Source organism: Moritella sp. Urea-trap-13 (assembly GCF_002836355.1).
GTDB lineage: Bacteria > Pseudomonadota > Gammaproteobacteria > Enterobacterales > Moritellaceae > Moritella.
On sequence record NZ_PJCA01000027.1, the window covers coordinates 271,388 to 291,701 of the forward strand.

At 40.9% G+C, this 20,314-nt stretch carries 17 protein-coding genes; 8 read left to right on the forward strand and 9 right to left on the reverse strand.

Annotated elements, in window-relative coordinates; genetic code table 11:
* Window positions 1-60: 60 nt before the first annotated feature.
* Window positions 61-660, reverse strand: a complete 600-nt coding sequence (locus tag CXF93_RS04100) for an FMN-dependent NADH-azoreductase (RefSeq protein WP_101061172.1) — start codon at window positions 658-660, stop codon at window positions 61-63.
* Between the two features lie 124 nt (window positions 661-784).
* Between CXF93_RS04100 and CXF93_RS04105 the strand changes: the two genes are divergently transcribed.
* The gene (locus CXF93_RS04105; RefSeq protein WP_198551579.1) at window positions 785-1,687 is read left to right on the forward strand and encodes a LysR family transcriptional regulator; all 903 of its coding nucleotides are present in this window, start codon (window positions 785-787) and stop codon (window positions 1,685-1,687) included.
* Window position 1,688: 1 nt separating this feature from the next.
* Here the strand turns inward: CXF93_RS04105 and CXF93_RS04110 are convergent, their stop codons facing one another.
* A complete protein-coding gene (locus CXF93_RS04110; RefSeq protein ID WP_101061174.1) occupies window positions 1,689-2,300 on the reverse strand; it encodes a LysE/ArgO family amino acid transporter in 612 nt (203 codons plus the stop codon).
* A gap of 131 nt (window positions 2,301-2,431) precedes the next feature.
* On the opposite strand from CXF93_RS04110, the gene CXF93_RS04115 reads away from it, so the two are divergent.
* The gene (locus CXF93_RS04115; RefSeq protein ID WP_101061175.1) at window positions 2,432-3,313 is read left to right on the forward strand and encodes a LysR family transcriptional regulator ArgP; all 882 of its coding nucleotides are present in this window, start codon (window positions 2,432-2,434) and stop codon (window positions 3,311-3,313) included.
* A 40-nt stretch (window positions 3,314-3,353) separates the two neighbouring features.
* Here the strand turns inward: CXF93_RS04115 and CXF93_RS04120 are convergent, their stop codons facing one another.
* Window positions 3,354-3,521: a chromosome replication initiation inhibitor protein gene (locus CXF93_RS04120; protein WP_101061176.1), complete on the reverse strand. Its 168-nt coding sequence runs from the start codon at window positions 3,519-3,521 to the stop codon at window positions 3,354-3,356.
* Window positions 3,522-3,809: 288 nt separating this feature from the next.
* Between CXF93_RS04120 and CXF93_RS04125 the strand changes: the two genes are divergently transcribed.
* Window positions 3,810-4,058 (forward strand): hypothetical protein, encoded by a 249-nt coding sequence (locus CXF93_RS04125; RefSeq protein ID WP_101061516.1) that lies wholly within the window; start codon window positions 3,810-3,812, stop codon window positions 4,056-4,058.
* Window positions 4,059-4,070: 12 nt separating this feature from the next.
* Here the strand turns inward: CXF93_RS04125 and CXF93_RS04130 are convergent, their stop codons facing one another.
* Entirely contained in the window at window positions 4,071-5,522 is a 1,452-nt protein-coding gene (locus tag CXF93_RS04130) for a dihydrolipoyl dehydrogenase (RefSeq protein WP_101061177.1), read from the reverse strand.
* A gap of 374 nt (window positions 5,523-5,896) precedes the next feature.
* On the opposite strand from CXF93_RS04130, the gene CXF93_RS04135 reads away from it, so the two are divergent.
* From CXF93_RS04135 to CXF93_RS04145, 3 genes are all read left to right on the forward strand, one after another.
* Window positions 5,897-7,876, forward strand: a complete 1,980-nt coding sequence (locus CXF93_RS04135; RefSeq protein WP_101061178.1) for a methyl-accepting chemotaxis protein — start codon at window positions 5,897-5,899, stop codon at window positions 7,874-7,876.
* A gap of 45 nt (window positions 7,877-7,921) precedes the next feature.
* Window positions 7,922-8,479 (forward strand): hypothetical protein, encoded by a 558-nt coding sequence (locus CXF93_RS04140; RefSeq protein ID WP_101061179.1) that lies wholly within the window; start codon window positions 7,922-7,924, stop codon window positions 8,477-8,479.
* A 310-nt stretch (window positions 8,480-8,789) separates the two neighbouring features.
* Window positions 8,790-9,974 carry a GGDEF domain-containing protein gene (locus CXF93_RS04145; RefSeq protein WP_232784099.1) on the forward strand — a complete coding sequence of 395 codons (1,185 nt, stop codon included), beginning with the start codon at window positions 8,790-8,792 and terminating at the stop codon, window positions 9,972-9,974.
* Window positions 9,975-10,157: 183 nt separating this feature from the next.
* On the opposite strand, the gene crr is transcribed toward CXF93_RS04145, so the two are convergent.
* The 4 genes from crr to cysK all read right to left on the reverse strand — a co-directional run bounded on the left by crr (window position 10,158) and on the right by cysK (window position 14,139).
* Window positions 10,158-10,670, reverse strand: coding sequence for a PTS glucose transporter subunit IIA (gene crr, locus CXF93_RS04150; RefSeq protein WP_017220638.1), 513 nt, complete (start codon window positions 10,668-10,670; stop codon window positions 10,158-10,160).
* A gap of 120 nt (window positions 10,671-10,790) precedes the next feature.
* Window positions 10,791-12,518: a phosphoenolpyruvate-protein phosphotransferase PtsI gene (gene ptsI, locus CXF93_RS04155; RefSeq protein ID WP_101061180.1), complete on the reverse strand. Its 1,728-nt coding sequence runs from the start codon at window positions 12,516-12,518 to the stop codon at window positions 10,791-10,793.
* A gap of 48 nt (window positions 12,519-12,566) precedes the next feature.
* A complete protein-coding gene (locus CXF93_RS04160) occupies window positions 12,567-12,824 on the reverse strand; it encodes an HPr family phosphocarrier protein (RefSeq protein WP_017220636.1) in 258 nt (85 codons plus the stop codon).
* Between the two features lie 346 nt (window positions 12,825-13,170).
* Complete coding sequence (gene cysK / locus CXF93_RS04165; RefSeq protein ID WP_101061181.1) at window positions 13,171-14,139, reverse strand: cysteine synthase A; 969 nt, start codon at window positions 14,137-14,139, stop codon at window positions 13,171-13,173.
* Window positions 14,140-14,579: 440 nt separating this feature from the next.
* Between cysK and CXF93_RS04170 the strand changes: the two genes are divergently transcribed.
* Window positions 14,580-15,701: a beta-ketoacyl-ACP synthase III gene (locus CXF93_RS04170; RefSeq protein ID WP_101061182.1), complete on the forward strand. Its 1,122-nt coding sequence runs from the start codon at window positions 14,580-14,582 to the stop codon at window positions 15,699-15,701.
* 173 nt (window positions 15,702-15,874) lie between these two features.
* Here the strand turns inward: CXF93_RS04170 and cysZ are convergent, their stop codons facing one another.
* Entirely contained in the window at window positions 15,875-16,609 is a 735-nt protein-coding gene (gene cysZ, locus CXF93_RS04175; protein ID WP_101061183.1) for a sulfate transporter CysZ, read from the reverse strand.
* A 206-nt stretch (window positions 16,610-16,815) separates the two neighbouring features.
* On the opposite strand from cysZ, the gene smc reads away from it, so the two are divergent.
* Window positions 16,816-20,298, forward strand: coding sequence for a chromosome segregation protein SMC (smc, locus tag CXF93_RS04180; RefSeq protein ID WP_101061184.1), 3,483 nt, complete (start codon window positions 16,816-16,818; stop codon window positions 20,296-20,298).
* Window positions 20,299-20,314: the final 16 nt, after the last annotated feature.

Below are 20,314 nucleotides of genomic sequence, written 5' to 3' on the forward strand. Positions count from 1 at the left end.
TTCTCTGTAAGCGCAAAGTATAGTGAACAAATATATTCTCGTCAGTGTGTTTAAATCGTTTTAAGCACTCAGTAACTGGTTAATACGCGTATCTGCATTGATTAATACATCATCGGCAGAGTGCATTGCCACGCCTTCGACAAAAATGAATTCGACTTCTTGTACGCCGACAAACTTTAATACTTGCTCTAGCCAAGGCGCTTGTGTATCAGCAGGTGTGTTGGCATGCATACCGCCACGCGTTGCTATCACATAAGTTTTTGGCATTTTAAGTAATGGCTTTGGTCCCTCGGCAGTATAGGTAAATGTTTTACCGGCACGGGCGATATGATCAATCCAAGCTTTTAATGTTGATGGCACCCCAAAGTTATACATAGGTACGGCGATAATTAAGATGTCGCTGCCGCTGATTTCATCAATTAGTTCATCAGACACCGCGGCCGCCGCTTGTTGTTCTATGCTGCGTTCAGACTCTGGTGTGTGAAATGCGTTAAAAATAGCGTCAGTTAAGTGAGGTACTTGCGAAACATTGAGGTCTCGATAAGTGATTTGTTGCTGTTGTGCATTTTCTACATCTAATTTTTCGATTAGTTTTGTGGCAATCTTTGATGATGTTGAAGTGTTGCCTTGCAGGCTACTATCTATATGCAATATTTTCATTTTTCGATTCCTCTTTTATGTTGTAGAGTAAGCTTACGGCAATTTAAAAATTAATTAACCGGGTAAATCCAATCTATATCATCGATATTTTAGATGAATGATGTATACGCTTATAAGGATGATGATGAAAGAGCCTACGGTCAGTCTAGAGCAATGGTATATCTTTAAGGTCGTGGTCGAGCAGGGGAGTTTCCAAGGTGCGGCTGATTACTTAATTAAGAGTCAAAGCTCGATAAGTTATGCGATCCAAAAGTTGCAAGATAACCTTGGTGTGCGTTTGTTTGAGCAACAAGGTCGTCGTTCGGTCGTGACGGCTATGGGTAAGAAAATGCTCAGTCGAGCGGATGAGCTATTAATGCAGGCGGCTAGTATTGAACAATTGGCGGGGGAATACAGCGCTGGTTGGGAACCGTTGTTAAAAGTCATGACGACACAAGTATTTCCACAAAACTTACTCACGGAAACCTTGGCTTTATTTGTTAAATCTTGCAACGTCACCAGCATTGATTTTCAACGCGGTTCATTGTCAGGGGTAACGGATGCGGCTACATATGGTACGGCCGATTTGATTGTGAGCAGTCAAATACCGACGGGTTTTAGTGGTGAGAAGTTATGCCAGGTCCAGTTATCGCGTTTTGTGCATTGCCAGCATCCTTTGGCCTTGGCAGATAAACCTTTAGCACTGGCTGACTTAAAACCGTATGCGCAAATAGTGGTGAGTGACTCCAGTCGATTACGCAGTCGTGATGCAGGTTGGTTAGGTTCACAGCAGCGTTGGACGGTAAGCAGTTTTGATGAGTCGTTGAACTTGGTCAAGCAGGGATTAGGACACGCTAATTTACCCATCAGCCGTATTCGAGACTATCTTAAGCGTGGCGAGTTGGTTGAGTTAAGGATGGAAGAGCAAGTACGTATCGATCTGTCGTTATATTTGGTGTATGCCAATAAAAAAACCTTGGGGCCTGCTGGCTTGCTGTTCACGCAATTGTTAAAACAGCAAGCCAAGCAATATGTCATTGATGTTTAGATTAGGCGAGGTTGCGATATAGGCTACTGGCTATCAACCACATGATACCCCCGACTGTGATGTCGATAACACGTTGTACTTTTGGTTGGTTGAGCCAAACTGAAAACTTTGCGGCGCTAAAGGCTAAGCCATAAAACCATAAGATTGAGGCTAAGATGGTTCCTGCGGCAAAGGCCAAACGATGATCACCAGTGAATTGATTGCCGACACTGCCTAATACCACCACGGTATCTAAATACACGTGTGGGTTGAGCAAGGTGACCGCCAGTGTTGCCATGATCACCATTTTACGGGATTTATGGCTGCCATCTAATGTTGTTTTACCATATTGATAATGCCATGCACTGCGAAATGATAATGCCCCGTACGTGGTTAAAAATACAATGCCGCCCCAAGTGATGATTTGCAGTAAGTCGGGATTTAATGCCAGCAAGCTGCCCGCACCAAACACACCCGCACTAATTAACAATGCATCACAAATAATACAAATAGTCGCGGTTAAAAAATGGTGATTACGCTTTATTCCCTGATTTAAGATGTAGGCATTTTGTGCGCCGATGGGGATGATCATACTACCGCCAAGCAGTAGGCCTTGAATTGTTGCTGTTATCATAACGAACCTCTAGAAATTAGGCTGTCGAGATTACAAAAAATTGGGTGATAAGTATAATTAATAATTATTATGATTGATAAGTTAAGCTTATATTGATTTGATGTAAAGCCAATAGCAAAGAGGAGTACACGGTGGATTATAAATTATTACATGCCTTACAGGTGGTGATTGAGCAGCAAAGCTTTGAGCGGGCGGCGAATGTATTGTGTATCTCACAACCTGCAGTATCGCAGCGGATCAAGTTGTTGGAAGAATTTGTGGCGCAGCCAGTGTTGATCCGTAGTCAACCGATAGTCGCGACAGATATTGGCCAGCGTTTGTTAAAGCATTATAAGCAAGTGCAGCATTTAGAAGCAGAATTATTACCGAGTATTAGTGCAACATCGACGGATAAGTCGGTAGTGATGGCGATTGCAGTGAATGCTGACAGTTTAGCAACGTGGTTTATTCCTGCGCTCGCGCCATTGTTAAAGCAATATCCGATCGAGCTGAACCTGCATATTATGGATGAAGCGAGAACCCTAGATAAAGTCAAAGCCGGTGAAGCCTTTGGTGCGCTGAGTTTACAAAGTAAGCCGCTACCAGGTTGTGAAGCAACGTTATTAGGTGAGCTTAATTATGCGTTGGTGGCAACGCCAGAATTTGTGCAGCAGTATTTACCCCAAGGGGTCACGCAACAAGCCTTGCGCAAAGCACCCGCTGTATCGTTTGATCATAAGGATGATATGCACATTAAGTTTATTCAACAGCATTTTAGTTTGGCTGGTGGCAGCTACCCTTGCCATATCGTACGTTCGTCAGAGGCGTTTGTGGCGATGGCAAATGCAGGGGTAGCCTATTGCTTGATCCCTGAGTTGCAAATTAAAGGTGAGCTAGCATCTGGCACGCTGGTTAAATTAACCGAGATCCAATTAACAATACCACTCTATTGGCATCGCTGGATCTTGTTAAAAGGTTTATATAAACAAGTCTCAGAACAGATTATCAGCGCCGCTAAACAGGCCATATCGTGATGTCTATTTTCCCGTATATAGCAGGTTCAGCTAACCGCGATTAAGGTCGACTAAATACTTCTGAGATATAATTAACAACCATACTGATCAGATCTATGAAGGCTTCGATAAGTTGTCGGCTATCTTGTCCGGTGGCGTAGCTATATAAGACCAGCAAGCCTAGAAATATAAAGAAAGGCGAAATGACTTTGATAAATAACGAAAACATAATCTAACTCCCGTAAATAAATCTGTTACAGCTTAATACTTCAAATAACATAATATGACAGTATAATTGATATTGTAATATTCGCCTGTTGAGACGCTGAAATAGCCTTGTTAAAATGGGTATAAATTATAATTTTTTACTATTTCCCCTCGGTTTTTTAATGAGATAGCCTAGACTAAATTAAACAAAAATATACTATGTTATAGTTGTTGAAGAATGCACTATTAGGATATTGGCTGCTGAAATAGCAGGATGACAAGGAAAAGAGCAAGGATGAGGAGCATGATTATGGATAAGTTAGAGACTGGGAATGTAGTTGAAGATAGTTTAGTTGAAGGTCGCTTGGCTGTGGCTAACACTGAGCAAGCGCAAACCAAGTTAACCATTGATGAGTTAAGCGCACAAATTAAGCGTATGACTGACTATGTTCAACAACATAGCCAATCAAATACTGCCGCGGTACACAATACACTAAAAGCAACAATGCGTTACCGCGATAGCTTGGCGGCAAGTCTCATCGCCAAGTCTAATGTTTAGCGTAGCGAGTGACTAACAGCCTGGGCCACAATCCATACAATGTTTAATCATATCTGGACCTAGGTGTAGTTTTGCGTTGAGGTCACGTAATGCTGTTCTCACCCCTTCTTCTATTACTGGGTGGTAGAATGGCATGTCTAACATTTCTGAAACCGTCATTTTTTGTTGATGTGCCCATGCTAATAAGTGGGCTAAATGTTCTGCATCTGGTCCTATCATTTCAGCGCCTAAGAATAGACCTGTGCCGTGTTCAGCATAAACGTGTAACAAACCTTTATTACGTAACATTACACGAGAACGGCCTTGGTTTTCGAACGACACGCTACCCGTTTCAAAACAACCACAGTTACCTAAACGCGCAATGATCTGTTTGTATGTTTCCCCTACCATGGCAATCTGTGGGTCGGTAAATACTGCCGAGATAACGCTGCGGCGTAGACCTGCTCTAATTTGTGGGAAACGTCCGGCATTATCACCAGCAATACGCGCTTGGTCAGCTGCTTCGTGTAATAGCGGAATTTGGTTGCTAGCATCACCAGAAATAAAGATACTTTCTACCGATGTTTGCATAGTGTAATAATCAGCGGTTGGTACACCACGTTCATCGAGTTCGAGTGTGGTATTTTGCAGACCAATTTTATCGACATTGGGACGGCGGCCTGTCGCTGCAAGTACATATTCAACATTCACTGTTTGTAGTGCTTGGTTATCATCTAAGTATTTAATTTCAACATGGTCACCTTGGCGCTTCATGCTTTCTACTTTAACGTCTGCATCAAGATAGAACTCTTCATTAAAGGCTTTATTCGCATAAGCCATAACTTCAGGGTCTGTTAATGGACCCACTTGACCGCCTAAACCGAACATGATCACGTCAACACCAAGGCGTTTTAATGATTGTCCTAACTCTAAACCGATGACACCAGGGCCAAATACAGCGATTGATTTAGGTAAATCATCCCATTCAAAGACATCATCATTGATAACTAAGCGGTCGCCTAATTCATTCCATACCGCAGGGTAAGCAGGGCGTGAACCGGTCGCAATGACAATACGTTTGGCATTAATTTGCGTGTGGTCGCCAACGAGTAAGGTATTGTTGTTTAAAAACGTGGCGTAGCCAGCTACTTTATCTTGCGCTGGGATCTCATCTACACCTTCTACAACAAAACCAACAAAGCGGTCTCGTTCACTTTTGACTCGCGCCATGACTTCAACGCCGTTAATCAAGGTTTCGCCTTGTGGGTGGATACCGAAACCTGGCGCTTTTGCAATGTGGTGCACACTTTCTGCAGCGGCGATTAGCAGTTTTGATGGCATACAACCAACACGGGCACACGTTGTTCCATATGGACCACCTTCGATGATCACGACACTGTTTGAATGCGATTTTGCTGCGCGATATGCGCCAAGTCCTGCTGTACCACCACCAATTACTGCTACATCTACATTTATCATATTCATAATTTAGCCTTAGAAAGCGTATGGCGAAAACGTATGTCGTTTGTCGCGCTTATTTTATTGTAAATTTGGGTACGAAGACGTGCTCCGTGTTGATGGCGCTATTATGCAAAATACAGAAGCATAGGTACAGTCGATTAAATATTTCATTTTGATAGTTAATAGCTATTGTATGTTGGGCATTTCTGTGAGGATAGTCTAATTTACGTTCTAAGACTATTGAGGTATTTAACATTAATTACCTTAAGTAAATTTGATGTATATCATTATGTTTTATTATTGTTTATACAATGAGGAAATAAATAGGTATCATTCTTATCTTGTATTTTGCAGTGTGCTCACCGAGCGTGGTGCTATTTTTTGAATCAGGAACTGTGATGAAATTTTCAGATATCTCGTTTAAGCATAAAATTATTATGTTATTGGCTTTACCTATGTTGGGCTTTTTGTGGCTGAGTGTCTCTTCGCTTTCACAAAGCATCGCAACCAATAACGAAATGTCTGTTTTAACCCAGTACACCGAGCTTTCTGTTGAGTACAGTGAGTTAGTCCATGAGTTACAAAAAGAACGTGGTATGACCGCTGGATTTATTGGTTCTAACGGCGCTAAATTTAGCAGTAAACTGCGTAAGCAACGTGTTGATACCGATGTTAAACACGCTAAACTGATGCGTTTCTTACAACAAAACGAAATCACCAACCGTCAAATTAAGCAATTACAAACGAGCATTCAACAAGACCTTGCTATGCTTACAGGTATTCGTAATAAAGTCGATGCGCAGAATATTCAACTGGGTTCGGCGTTAGGTTATTACACCAAGTTAAATGCCAAGCTGTTGAGTGTGTCAGGCTTGATTGTTGATATCAGTAGCGATGCAAGTATTACCGCTGAGACCGTTGCCTATTATAACTTTTTACAAGGTAAAGAGCGTGCCGGTATCGAGCGTGCTGTATTGAGTAATACCTTTTCTAAAGATCATTTCGGCACCGGTAGTTTTGTTAAATTTATTGGTTTAGTGATTGAGCAAGATACTTACTTCTCGAATTTTAAAACCTTTGCAACGCCCAGCAATAAGCAATTCTTTGAGCAGCAGTTAAATAGCGCCGCGGCTAAAGAAGTGATGAAGTTAAGAAATATTGCGGAAACGAAATCAAGTGGCTTTAATGTCGATGCTGAATATTGGTTTGCGCAATCAAGTGCGCGTATTGGTCAGTTGAAGGTGATCCAAGATGAGCTCGAATTATCACTATTGAATTTAGTTGATACTAATCGTGATAACGCGATGACAACCCTGACCATGAATATCGTATTTAGCCTGTTGATTATTGTTATTTCAGCGGTAATTAGTTTTATTACGGTGCGAGATTTATTAGCGCGGGTAAAAGAGCTAATGGATGTGATGACGCAAGTCCGTGACAACAATGATCTGACAGTGCAAACGCAACTTGCAGGTGAAAGCGAGTTAGGTCAAATTGCCAATGCGCTTAATCTGACGTTATCGCAATTTGCTGGCGCGATGGATAACATTTCGACATCAAGTATTACCCTCGCATCTGCCGCCGAAGAAACCGCGCAAACCTGTGTTTATAGCTCTACATCACTCGCTGAGCAACAAGATGGCATTAGCCTGATTGCGACTGCGATTGAAGAGTTATCGGCAACTGTGCGAGAAGTGGCGCAAAATACCCAATTGACTGCGGATTCGGCTAAAGAAGTAGATGCACAAGCAACTGGCGGATATGAGATTGTGCAACAGTCCTCACTGTCAATTGAGTCGCTTGCGAGTGAGATTGATAGTTTAGCGCAACGTATTAATCATCTACATGAAAGTAGTAATAACATCACTAATATGGTTGATGTGATTAAATCGGTTGCTGACCAAACTAACTTGTTAGCCTTGAATGCGGCGATTGAGGCAGCGCGAGCTGGTGAACAAGGGCGTGGTTTTGCCGTTGTTGCTGATGAAGTGCGTACCCTGGCGAAACGAACACAGGATTCGACCGCAGAGATTGAAAGCTATATTAGCGCATTGCAAAGTGATGTTAATGCAGCCTTTAACGTGATTGAGGTGAGCCAAAGTAAAGCCACCGACGCGGTAAGTAAATCGAAAGATGTTGCAAAAACCTTGCAAGATATTACCGGCGCCGTAAACCACATTTTTGCGATGACAGAACAAATCGCCACTGCCATTGAAGAGCAATCGGTCGTGACTCAAGATGTTGCTGAAAACATTGTCAACGTGAAGCAAAAATCGATGGAGTCGGCAACTGGGGCGAATCAAATTGCCATGACAGCGAGAGAGCAGGCGCAATTAGCCACGTCATTACAAGATGTTGCCAGAGTCTTTAAGATTTAAATATTAACAGTTAGATATTAAAATATAATAGAGGCTAGGATGAACATGATAAATAAAATGAAACTGCTTGGATTGGCGTTAGTTACTGTCGTGATGAGTGGTTGTGCAACTGTGCAGTTACCAGCTGCACAGCAAGAGCTGATCGACAACAATACCACGCTTTATACGCAAGTGGGGATGTGGACTGAGAAAGGTAATGTGATCGCCACCAACTACAAACGCGGCGAACATATACCGGTTAACTCAGTAGTACAAATTACCGATGTTGATGCTTCGACAGTAACCTTTAACTATGATGGTCGCAGTATTAAGCTGAAGAATATTGAGAAATTTACTAAAGTAGATGTACCTGCGTTGATGACTCGTACCTTTGCATTGGAACAGGTTAACTTAACGCAATTTAGCGCATTAGAAAAAACGGCAATTGAGCAAGGCGACGTTGTTATTGGCATGACGAAAGATGCCGTTATCATTAGCCGAGGCTTTCCGCCAGCACATAGAACCGCCAGTCTAAAACTCGATAGCTGGAGATTTTGGCAAAATCGATTCGGTACGATTGTTTATGAATTCGAGCAAGGTAAAGTATCAAAAGTCATTAAGTAGCATCAAGTCCTAGCCACTTAACAACATCTGAACACGAAAAAAGGAAGCTTCATAGCTTCCTTTTTTGTTTCCAACAAATAGCGGTATGTGAGACGCGCTACCCGTTACTTTAAGGTTAGTTGATATTAGAGAACTTACTGAGTGATACCTGATTAAAGTGTATTTTTAATAAATATAGCCTAATCAGTCATAGTAGGGAAATGGCTGGTTAGGCAATAACCAATCGACTTGCTTAACGTGTGCTTGTACGGTAAATTCTCTACCTTGAATAGCCAGTCAATCTTACTTTTTAGAGTTTAATGAATCGTTAATGAATCCCATGCCTTTAGTCTTACTTGACCTGTTTACCATCGTAATATTTACTGCAATAGGACTGTCATTTTTAGCTGTCATCATGTTATGTATTTGGGTTGGTAATCGCCGCTATGATGGGGTTGGTTACTGGCTTACCTCTACCCTGCTTATCTTGGGCTACGGCTTTATTATGGCAGAGCAATTATGGTTATTTAAGCTGGATAATTATGCCAGCCATAGTTGGCTTAATGCCATGCGGCCAAATATATTACTCTGTGTTGCTGTTTGTCTTATCCCCCATGGTTTTCATCGTTTTCTACAAATCAAACAATCATTATTTTGGCTCTATGCGGCACAATGCTTGTTTATAGTGCCATTGTATTTTTATGAGTCAACCATCGAAATGCCGGCATTCTATACTACGTTTGTTCTTACCGTATCCGTTAGTATCAGTTTGATTTTTAATAGTTGTTATTTATTAAGTTATCAAGCCAAGCAATATGGTATGACGCGACTTATTTGTATATTGACCTGTGTCTTATCATTGCTATTAAATGTGGCGAGACTGGCGATGTTAACGCAAGAGGATAGTTTCCTGAATTGCATTGAGATCACCACGGCGATTGCGTGTATTAACTTGTTAATGACTCAGTGTTTTCTTACCTTCTGTTATTTGATGTTCTGTACCCAGCGTAATGCCTTTTCATTACAGCATATGTCTTTTATTGACCCTCTGGCTAATATTTATAATCGTCGTGGTTATCAACATGCTATTGCGGCTTTATCCCCGCATAAAGAAGCTGCAGTAATGATTTTGGATATCGATCATTTTAAAGCTATTAACGATGAATATGGTCATGCGGCTGGTGATTTAGTGATTAAAGATATTGCGATGATTATTAGTAATGCCTGTGGTTCTACGTGTGTTTATGCGCGAACCGGTGGCGAAGAGTTTAGTATCTATTCTCCCTTGATATCAGCCAAAGCAATGGACAATCTAGCCGAGCAGATCCGCCTCTCTATAATGGAACATACCAGTACCAAAGAAACGCTAGAGATAAAGGTGACTGCTAGTATTGGCATTGCTGTTGGTCAAAGCGTCAATATCTTTGCCTTGGAAGAAGAAGCTGATAAAGCGCTATACCAAGCTAAAAGGGAAGGGCGAAACTGTACTGTAATGCAGTTATCTATGGCGGGTTAACTTATTGTAGGTAGGTAGGTAGAGGTAGGATAGATTTAGATGTGAGAGTGCGCTGTAGAATATATTTTCTGAGAGTTCGCATGTGATAAACACTAAAATGCAGGCGAAAAAAAAGAGCTACTTATAGCTCTTTTTTGCATACTTAGGTTATTGTTAAGAACGAGTCTTCAATAACGTTAAGTACTAGTCCTTAATAACTTTAAGAACAATAGTTTCGCCTAGTACAACTGAACCAGAGAATTTTTCCATGCTTTTGATTTCATCCATGTTTGAGATGATGCATGGTGTAATTACTGATTTAGCTTTTGCTTTCAATAACTCAAGATCGAATTCAATGATGGTTTCACCAGCTTTGATATGTTGACCTTCTTCAGCGATACGAGTAAAGCCTTCACCGCGTAGCTCAACTGTATCTAGACCGAAATGCACTAGAACTTCTAGGCCTTCATCAGAACGAATTGCGAATGCGTGGTTAGTTTCGTAAATTTTTACGATCTCACCTGTTACTGGAGCAACTAGTTTGTTACCAGTTGGGTTGATAGCGATACCGTCACCAACAATTTTCTCAGCAAAGATAACATCTGGCACATCTTCGATAGCAACGATTTCACCGGCAAGTGGAGAAACAATGTGTAGCGTATTGCTGTCTTTACTGTCGTCTGAAACCAGTTTTTTTAATTTATCGAATAATCCCATTTTTAACTCCTAGAATTTGGTAGACATAGTCATTGGTGATGAACGTGTGCATAACCAATGACTTTACGTTGTTATCATAACATTATCTTTAGAGATTAGATGCTATGACAACTGAAATAATTAGCAAGCAGCGCGCTGTTTAGTGAATTGAGCGACTAACTCTTCGATTTCACCTGCAGTTGCACAGCTTAATGCTTGGTCTGCTAACTCTTTAGTATCAGCAAAATTAGCATTACGGATTGTTTTCTTCACTTTCGGGATTGAGATGCCGCTCATAGAGAACTCATCTAAGCCCATGCCAAGTAATAGTAGTGTTGCAGTTTCATCACCCGCAAGTTCACCACACATACCTGTCCACTTGCCTGCTGCATGTGAAGCATCAATAACCTGTTTAATCAGCGTAAGTACCGCTGGCGTCAGTGGGTTATATAGGGCTGAGATCATCTCGTTACCACGGTCTACCGCTAGTGTGTACTGCGTTAAATCGTTAGTACCAATACTAAAGAAGTCTACTTCTTTAATAAGGTGGTGTGCAATTGCTGCAGCTGCTGGTGTTTCAACCATAACACCTGTTTCCATTGCAGCATCAAATGCGTGACCTTCAGCTGTTAGTTCAGCTTTCAGTGTCGCAAGAATGTCCTTAAGTAGACGAATTTCTTCTACAGAAATAATCATCGGGAACATAATGCGGATTTTACCAAATGCAGAGGCACGTAAAATAGCGCGTAGCTGTGCGTTCATAATTTCTGGACGGTCGAAACAGATACGGATCGCGCGCCAACCCAAGAATGGGTTCATTTCTTTTGGTAAGTTTAGGTACGGTAGGTCTTTATCACCACCAATATCCATTGTACGAATGATCACTGATTGACCATTCATGCTTTCTGCAACCGCTTTGTATGCTTCAAACTGTTCATCTTCAGTTGGTAAGCTATCGCGGTCCATGAATAGGAATTCTGTACGGTAAAGACCAACGCCTTCGCCGCCGTTACGAATTACACCGGCACAATCTTTTACTGTGCCGACGTTACCACATACTTCAACATGGTGACCATCAAGTGTGATTGCAGGTAAATCTTTCATTTTAAGCAGCTCAGCTTTTTCAGCAAGATACTGTGCCTGAGTTGCTTGGTATTCTTTGATTACGTTTTCTGATGGGTTAACAATAACGTTATTGTTAATTGCATCAAGGATAACGAAGTCACCTGATTTGATGATTTCAGTTACGTTACCTGTACCAACAATCGCTGGAAGTTCTAATGAACGAGCCATGATTGATGTATGTGCAGTACGGCCACCTAAATCAGTCACGAAACCTAAGATCTTTTCTAGGTTAATCTGTGCTGTTTCTGATGGTGTTAAGTCGCTTGCGATAAGAATAACTTCTTCTTCGATTGCGCTTAATGAAACGATTTCCATGCCGAGGGCATTTTTTACTATACGATTACCGATATCACGGAAATCCGCAGCACGTTCTCTTAAGTAAGGGTCGTCCAATGCAGCCATCATTTCAGCGTTTTCTTCAATGATGCTGTGAATAGCAAGATCTGCCGATGCTTTATTTTTCTTAATAAAGGTTACGATATCTTCTTCTAGCTCTTCATCTTCAAGCAGCATCATGTGCCCTTCAAAGATTTCAGCTTTCTCATCGCCAAATGTTTGGCGTGCCATTTCCGTGATAGCTTCAAGCTGTATAGCAGACTTATCCCTAGCAGCTAAAAAGATAGCTATTTGTTCATCGATCTGTGCAGTTTCAATAGTTTGTTGGTTAAGAACAATTTCTTCGTTAATGAATAATTGTGCTTTACCAAAAGCAATACCTGGTGAGGCGAGAATGCCTGATATCATAACCTTTCCTTACTTCAATACAAAAAATACATTAATAACGGATGTGGTCTATTCTAAAACATCCATTAGAGCAACTAGTGCTTCAATAGCAGCTTGCTCGTCAGTACCTTCTGCAGAAATAGTCATTGTTACACCTTTAGAAAGGCCTAACGTTTGTAATTTAAATAAGCTTGTAGCACTTGCAGATTTACCGCCAGCTTCAACTGTGATTTTTGACTCGAATTCTTTTGCTTTTTTTACGAAAAGAGCAGCAGGGCGAGTGTGAAGACCGTTTGGTGCGATAATAACAACTGATTTTTGGTACATGACTTTTCCTTAAAAATAACGATTCTAAAAATAGAGTTTAACTATAACCATAAATGTAAGTGTAATCTAATTTTACAGAGTAAAATAACTTTTTTTAATAATAAATATGGCTATAGATCATGTTTTCGTAAGTTTTACTACAAAACAATGCGATGTAAGTATATTACCCCTAATTAAGGCTTAAGTTGTAGTTTAATTACAACAAAAAAGGGAAAGTGTGACGGCTATCAACCAATGTAAATAAAGTAGCTTGTACAAAAAAAAGCCGCTAGTGCGGCTTTTGTTAATCATGTTAATGCAATGTAACTACAACAGCGTCGTTGTGATGATTACAGTATCATTGTGACTATTGTTGGAGCTCTTGCTCAGTAAATACGCCATCGAATAAAGCTGTACTTAAATAACGTTCACCTGACGATGGTAGGATAACTACGATATTTTTATCTGCAAATTCAGGCAATGCTGCTAAACGTGCTGCAGCAACAACTGCTGCACCTGAAGAAATACCCGCTAAGATACCTTCCTCTTTCATTAGACGTTGCGCCATTTCGATAGAATCTTCGTTTGATACGAGTTCAACACGGTCAACCATTTCTAAATCTAAGTTACCTGGAATAAAACCAGCGCCAATACCTTGGATCTTATGCGGACCTGGTGTAAGTGCTTCACCGGCTTTCGCTTGAGTGATCACAGGTGAGTTAGTTGGCTCAACAGCAACAGATAGTATGTCTTTACCTTTATTCAGTTTAATGTAGCGGCTTGTGCCTGTAATCGTACCACCGGTACCTACACCTGATACTAAGATGTCAATTTCACCATCCGTTGCGTCCCAGATTTCTGGACCTGTTGTTTGTTCATGGATCGCTGGGTTAGCTGGATTTTCAAATTGTTGTAATAAAATAGTTGTTTCAGGATTTGCATCACGAATTTCAACGGCTTTATCAATCGCGCCTTTCATGCCTTTCGCACCATCTGTTAATACAAGATTAGCGCCTAATGCTTTAAGTAGCTTGCGACGTTCAAGACTCATGGTATTTGGCATCGTTAATGTTAGTTTATACCCACGAGCTGCGGCAACAAATGCTAACGCAATACCTGTATTACCACTTGTCGGCTCAACGATATCAATTCCTTCTTTTAACAGCCCGTCTTTTTCTGCTTGCCAGATCATGTTAGCACCGATACGGCACTTAACACTTGCACTTGGATTACGGCTTTCTATTTTTGCAAATACGTTACCTGTAGTCACACGGTTTAAACGAACTAAAGGTGTATTACCAATAGATAGGCTGTTGTCTTGTAAAATTTGGCTCATGGGATTTCCCTATATAAATGATTACTCGTAGCTTATACGTATTTACTAAGTTACTTACTAAGTTATAGCTTAAGCATACTGATAAGTTTGAAAATTGAAAATGCTGTTTTGTTATATCGTTAGGTTCTAAAATGATAAGAGCTTATAACGATTAGTTATGCATAGTGTTTAAATTCCATTTTAGCCACCACTTCATTAAGCCTGTATAAGCATTAATATGTGTGTCTATGGTATTGAGTCCTTTCTATATATAGACCAAATTCGCGAGATTAGTTCATCTTGATAGATTAATTTAGCGTTTGCGCCGTTTTTTTAAATCATAAATGCGGTTAGCAAGGCATCATTTTTCATTTATGTCGGATGTGCAACTAGATCTAGTTAACTGTTTGCTTTAGTTTAGTGAACTCTGTATCCCAATTTAGCCGCTAAAGGACAATGTAATGAGTAATGTAGTAATTAGTGGTAGTGGTTTATTTACCCCTCCTGATGCAATCAGTAATGATGAACTAGTAACGAGCTTTAATTGTTACGTTGATAATTTTAATGCTGACAATGCCGCAGCTATTGAAGCCGGTGAAGTAACGGCGAAAGCACACTCAAGCAGTGAATTTATTGAAAAAGCCTCGGGCATTAAAAGTCGTTTTGTAATGAGCAAAGCGGGCATTTTAGATCCTGCGATTATGCGTCCGGTATTTCAACCGATTAGCGATGATGAGCCAAGTATTACGGTACAAATGGCGCTGGTTGCAGCAAAGCAAGCATTGGCCGCTGCCAATAAAGAAGCACAAGATATCGATTTAATTATTTTTGCTGCGTCAGGGTTCCAACGTGCCTATCCTGCAATGGCGGTTGAACTGCAGCATTTCCTTGGTGCTAATGGTTTCGCTTATGATATGAGTGTGGCGTGTTCGTCGGCAACGTTTGCCATTGCGAGTGCGATGGATGCGGTTAAGTCTGGACGTAGTAAAGCGGCATTAGTGGTTAACCCTGAAATCTGTTCTGCGCATTTAAACTTTAAAGACCGTGACAGCCACTTCATTTTTGGTGATGTGTGTACTGCCGTTGTGATTGAAGATAAAGCCACAGCAACGAGTGAAAAGTGCTACGAGATCATTGATAGCAAATTGTTTACCCAGTATTCAAATAATATCCGCAACAACTTAGGTTATTTAAGCCGTAGTGAAGGCGCTGATATTAACGCTGATTCAAGTTTCTTTATGCAAAATGGCCGTAAGGTATTTAAAGAAGTATTACCGACGGTTTATAACTTGATCACCGAACAACTGAGCGGTTTAGAGTTACAAGCAAGTGACTTTAAACGTTTGTGGTTACATCAAGCCAATATCAACATGAATAATTATTTGGCTAAGAAGTTATTGGGTCGTGATCCATCAGCAACTGAAGCACCTATTATTCTAGATACATACGCAAATACCGCGTCAGCAGGTTCTATTATTGCTTTCCATTTACACCAAGACGGTGTGGAAAGTGGTGATTTGGCATTAATCTGTTCGTTTGGTGCGGGCTATTCAGTGGGTTCGTTGGTATTAAAACGCTGTTAGTCATGGATTAAATGACTTAGATGCGACTATTTAAGTGCTATCAATAAGTCATAAGCAATAAAAAATAAAAATCCCCAGTTAAGTGATTAACTGGGGATTTTTTAACTATTAACTATTAACTATTAACTATTAACTTTCAATTCTCACTACCGACTAGTTATGACTTATCGCTACTATTTACCGCTATTATCAACCCACATCGCTGTCGCGCCACAGACGGCAACAGGCATGATCATGAAATTCACGATTGGGATTGATTGGCACAATGCCACCATAGAACCAAAGCTTAAAGACTGCATGCGATTTGCTGACAGTTCACTGCGCATCTCATCAAAGCCCACTTTGTTATTATCAAAAGTGTAATCAGCGTATTGGATCGCTAGCATCCAAGCGGTAAAGATAAACCACAGTACCGGTGCTACGGTTTGGCCGACAACCGGAATGAAAAACATCAACAGTAAACCAATTGCACGCGGGATGTAGTATTTGATCTTTTTTAGCTCTCGCGTTAGTACACGCGGAATATCTAACAAAATATCTTTGATACTCATTTCTGGTAGCGGTTTATTATTTAATAACAGCTCGGTTTGCTCTGCTAATAAGCCATTGAACGGCGCGGCGATAATATTGGCAATAGCACCAAAAAAGAAGCCAAATACCAGTAATATGACAATAAAGGCGAGGGGTTTAATAATATAAACTAACCAACTCAACCAGTCTAAACTTGCTTCAAGTTGTAGCAGCCAAACGTCGATTTGTTGAAATAAGAAGTAAAAGCTAACCGCAAACAAAATGAGGTTAACTAATAATGGGATCAATACAAAAGGTCTTAACTTAGGTTGACGGATCAAGTCGAAACCTTGTAAGAAATATTGAAACCCAGATAACGATGGTTTTACTGAAAGCATATTCTATGAAGCCTATGTAAGTGGTGTAAGTCGCATATCTTATCATGCGGTTATTATGGTACATCTATCATTGCACTAAAAGAGACTCCGATTGACGTAAAAAGTGCAGTAAAAAGCAGCAGCTTTTATATTCTCCTCAGACGTATCTTTAATATTGCAGGCACATCTGCTAAAGTTTTCTGGTTATTCTATATGCGTTGTTTGCTATGTACCTTAAAAAGATCAAAATATCTGGTTTTAAGTCGTTTGTTGATACCACCGAACTGCTTTTCCCCTTTGATATGACTGCGGTTGTAGGCCCTAATGGCTGTGGTAAGTCCAATATTATTGATGCAGTACGCTGGGTGCTGGGCGAAAGCTCGGCTAAGCACTTGCGTGGTGATGCCATGGCTGACGTTATTTTTAACGGTTCAGTGGCGCGTTCGCCTGTCTCCAGAGCCAGTGTGGAACTGTTATTCGATAATGCCAAACAACGTATTGATCATGCTTTATTACAACATAATGAAGTGTCTATTCGTCGTGAGTTATACCGTGATGGCACTAATCAGTATTATCTCAATGGTAACAAATGCCGTCGTAAAGATGTCACTGAACTGTTTTTAGGCACTGGTTTAGGGCCGCGCAGTTATGCGATCATCGAGCAGGGCATGATCTCGCGTTTAATTGAATCGAAACCCCATGAACTGCGTCATTTTATCGAAGAAGCGGCCGGCATTTCTAAATATAAAGAAAAACGTCGCGAAACCGAACAACGTATTAATCAAACTAAAGATAACCTCAATCGATTGGCAGATATCCGTATTGAACTGGGTACTCAAATTGACAAGTTAAAAGTACAGTCAGCGGTTGCTCAACAGTTTAGAGCCTTAAAACAACAGCAGCGTGAAGCCAAAAGTCGTCTTGGTTTAGTGCAGATCTATGATGTTGAACGTTCGATTAATCAGCTTGCCCAGCAAAAATTAGTGCTGATGAATGAACAAGAGAAACTCACTGCGACGACGACTAAGCTGCAAACTCAGATCACCGACTTTGACGTCCAGTTAAATGAACTCGCGGTATTAATTGAGAATCAGCAGCAAGCGTTTTATTTACAAGGCACAGAGCTAACCAAGATTGAGCAGAAGTTACTGCATCACAAAGCGCGCAAACAAGAATCGGCAGGTAAACAACAAGAATACCAATTGCAAAGTGACAAGCTACAGTTGTTATTAACAGAAGAGCAAGCCCAGTTACAAACGCATCAGCAGCAAGCGCTGTCGACAGAAACGGACTACAGCCGACTGTCTGCGGAATTATTAGTGATTGAGCAATCGTTAGTATCAGCAACCGTGAGCAGTGACCAAGCGATTGCCCAACATGCGGTATACCTTGAAAAAGAGCAACGCTTTAGCAGTAAACTTGACGTGTTGACCAATGCGGTAAAAAGCGCCGAATCAGTACTGAATAAAAGTAAATTACAACGTACTGAGTTAATAGCAGAGCAGCAGCAACTTACTCAGCACAGCAAGCAAGCATTAATCAATGTTAAAGCCGCAGAACAGCAACAGCTACAATCTCAAGAGACTCAACTTGCGCATGAATTAGCCGGGTTGAATAATGGCTTCGAAGGGATCAATAAACAAGTGGCTGGGCTCGAAGCCAACATCACTCACAGTGTTGCAGAACAAACTGAAATTAACAGTTCGCTGAGTGTGATTGCCGAATTATTACGTAAATCTGAGCATGCAGATCACGCCCATGCTTGGTTAGAATGTAATTTCGATTCGATTCCGTTAAAATTATTACAACAACTAGATGTTGAGCCCGGTTGGGAAGCCGCTGTTGAGAAGGTGCTTGCAAATTGGTTAGACGCTTACTGTATTAGCGATCAACAACTTGCTCAATTTGATGTGAATGAATTACCCGCATTGCAATGGTTCAAACCCAGTCAATGTGTCGCGCGTAGCGGTTCGTTAGCCGCGAAGGTTAAAAATAATTTATTTAATCGGCAGTTAAACCAAGTAACGTGTGTTACCAATATTAACGACGCTAAAGCGGGCGCTGAAAGCCACAGTGAATATAGCTATATCACTGCGCATGGCGATTGGTTTACCGATGAAGGTGTGTGGTTGTCACAGCATGCCAAAGCTAACGAGTCATCACCGCAAGGGCGTATTGAAATGCAACTGCAAGCGTCACAGCTGCAGGGACGTTTATTGACAATTGAAACCTTGATGGACAAACAGCACAAGCAATTAATTGCGCTTCGGGTGACTCAAGGCGAATACCAGCATCAAATTGAACTAGTGCAAAGTAACTTGCATGAGAAGCAAAGTGAAGTGAAGCAGCTAACGGTGGAACTGGGGTTATTGCAGCAACAGCAAGAACAGTGGCAACTGACGTATGATCAGTTAAATACCCGCTTATTAACACTGGCTAACTTATTAGCTATTGAAGCAGAAGAAGTGCAGCGCTTTAATGACCAGATAGTGTCGACACAAGCAGCGATTGCACAGTTAAGCAACGATGATAGCTTGATTCAACAAGCGGAAGCGGCGAAAGCAGATAAAGCTAAGTTTTTACAAGAACAGCAAGTGCTGGGAAAACAAGTTCAACAATTATTGTTAGTTAAAACCAAATTTACCGTTGAAATAGAGAAGCAACAGCAACTTATTGCTAAGACAGACGCACAATATCAAACTATTTTGCAAGATATTGCTGCATTAGGTGATAACTCATTATATGCTGAAAGCTTACAGCAGCTAGAAACTGCACGGACGATTGCTGCTGAGAAACAAATTGCTATCGAAAATGACAATAATACGAAGAAATCTACACGCGCTAAACTCATTAATGACAAGCGTAATATAGAAGAAAAACGTGCTAGGATAATGACAAGTAACTTAAAAGTGAAAGACAAAGTCCAACAGTTAGATTTAAAACAAGCGAACAACAAAGCACGAGAACAGCTATTATATCAACAAATTGCGGATGACCATGTTGATGTAGACACATTGAAACGTGAGTGTGTTAATATATTAACGCTAAAAGAATATCAGCAACAGCTGAAACAGCTTGAAGCGCAATTACAAAAGATAGGAGCCGTGAACCTTGCAGCTGTCGCAGAATTTGAACAGCAATCGCAGCGTAAACAATATTTAGACGAACAAACCGATGACTTAGAAAAAGCCATTGAGACGTTAGAAGCTGCGATTGTTAAAATTGATAAACAAACGAAGGCGCGTTTTGCGACTACGTTTGAAAAGATTAATACTGATTTTAAAGCGTTATTCCCTAAAGTGTTTGGTGGTGGTGCGGCTTGGTTAGAGCTAACATCGAGTAATTTATTAGACACGGGTGTAACGATTATGGCGCGACCGCCAGGCAAGAAGAATGCGCGTATTTCATTACTTTCCGGTGGTGAAAAAGCCCTGACTGCGCTGTCGTTAGTGTTTGCGATATTTAGGTTAAACCCAGCGCCATTTTGTATGTTAGATGAAGTTGATGCACCACTCGATGAATTAAATGTCGGGCGTTTTTGTAAACTGGTTCAGGAGATGTCAGAAACAGTACAATTTATTTATATTAGTCATAATAAGTTGGCCATGGAAATGGCTCAGCAATTAATAGGAGTGACCATGCATGAACCAGGGGTCTCTCGAATCGTCGCTGTCGATATATCGGCTGCGGTAGAACTTACAGACAATTAACATTAAGAGATAGGCT

What these genes read in the sequence shown, in the direction of transcription:
- crr (WP_017220638.1), bottom strand. Translation starts at nt 10,670, where the DNA reads ATGGGATTATTCGATAAATTAAAAAAACTGGTTTCAGACGACAGTAAA.
- CXF93_RS04160 (WP_017220636.1), bottom strand. Translation starts at nt 12,824, where the DNA reads ATGTACCAAAAATCAGTTGTTATTATCGCACCAAACGGTCTTCACACT.
- cysZ (WP_101061183.1), bottom strand. Translation starts at nt 16,609, where the DNA reads ATGCTTTCAGTAAAACCATCGTTATCTGGGTTTCAATATTTCTTACAA.
- CXF93_RS04125 (WP_101061516.1), top strand. Translation starts at nt 3,810, where the DNA reads ATGGATAAGTTAGAGACTGGGAATGTAGTTGAAGATAGTTTAGTTGAA.
- CXF93_RS04100 (WP_101061172.1), bottom strand. Translation starts at nt 660, where the DNA reads ATGAAAATATTGCATATAGATAGTAGCCTGCAAGGCAACACTTCAACA.
- CXF93_RS04105 (WP_198551579.1), top strand. Translation starts at nt 785, where the DNA reads ATGAAAGAGCCTACGGTCAGTCTAGAGCAATGGTATATCTTTAAGGTC.
- CXF93_RS04120 (WP_101061176.1), bottom strand. Translation starts at nt 3,521, where the DNA reads ATGTTTTCGTTATTTATCAAAGTCATTTCGCCTTTCTTTATATTTCTA.
- CXF93_RS04170 (WP_101061182.1), top strand. Translation starts at nt 14,580, where the DNA reads ATGAGTAATGTAGTAATTAGTGGTAGTGGTTTATTTACCCCTCCTGAT.
- CXF93_RS04135 (WP_101061178.1), top strand. Translation starts at nt 5,897, where the DNA reads ATGAAATTTTCAGATATCTCGTTTAAGCATAAAATTATTATGTTATTG.
- cysK (WP_101061181.1), bottom strand. Translation starts at nt 14,139, where the DNA reads ATGAGCCAAATTTTACAAGACAACAGCCTATCTATTGGTAATACACCT.
- CXF93_RS04110 (WP_101061174.1), bottom strand. Translation starts at nt 2,300, where the DNA reads ATGATAACAGCAACAATTCAAGGCCTACTGCTTGGCGGTAGTATGATC.
- CXF93_RS04140 (WP_101061179.1), top strand. Translation starts at nt 7,922, where the DNA reads ATGATAAATAAAATGAAACTGCTTGGATTGGCGTTAGTTACTGTCGTG.
- CXF93_RS04130 (WP_101061177.1), bottom strand. Translation starts at nt 5,522, where the DNA reads ATGAATATGATAAATGTAGATGTAGCAGTAATTGGTGGTGGTACAGCA.
- CXF93_RS04145 (WP_232784099.1), top strand. Translation starts at nt 8,790, where the DNA reads ATGAATCCCATGCCTTTAGTCTTACTTGACCTGTTTACCATCGTAATA.
- ptsI (WP_101061180.1), bottom strand. Translation starts at nt 12,518, where the DNA reads ATGATATCAGGCATTCTCGCCTCACCAGGTATTGCTTTTGGTAAAGCA.
- smc (WP_101061184.1), top strand. Translation starts at nt 16,816, where the DNA reads ATGTACCTTAAAAAGATCAAAATATCTGGTTTTAAGTCGTTTGTTGAT.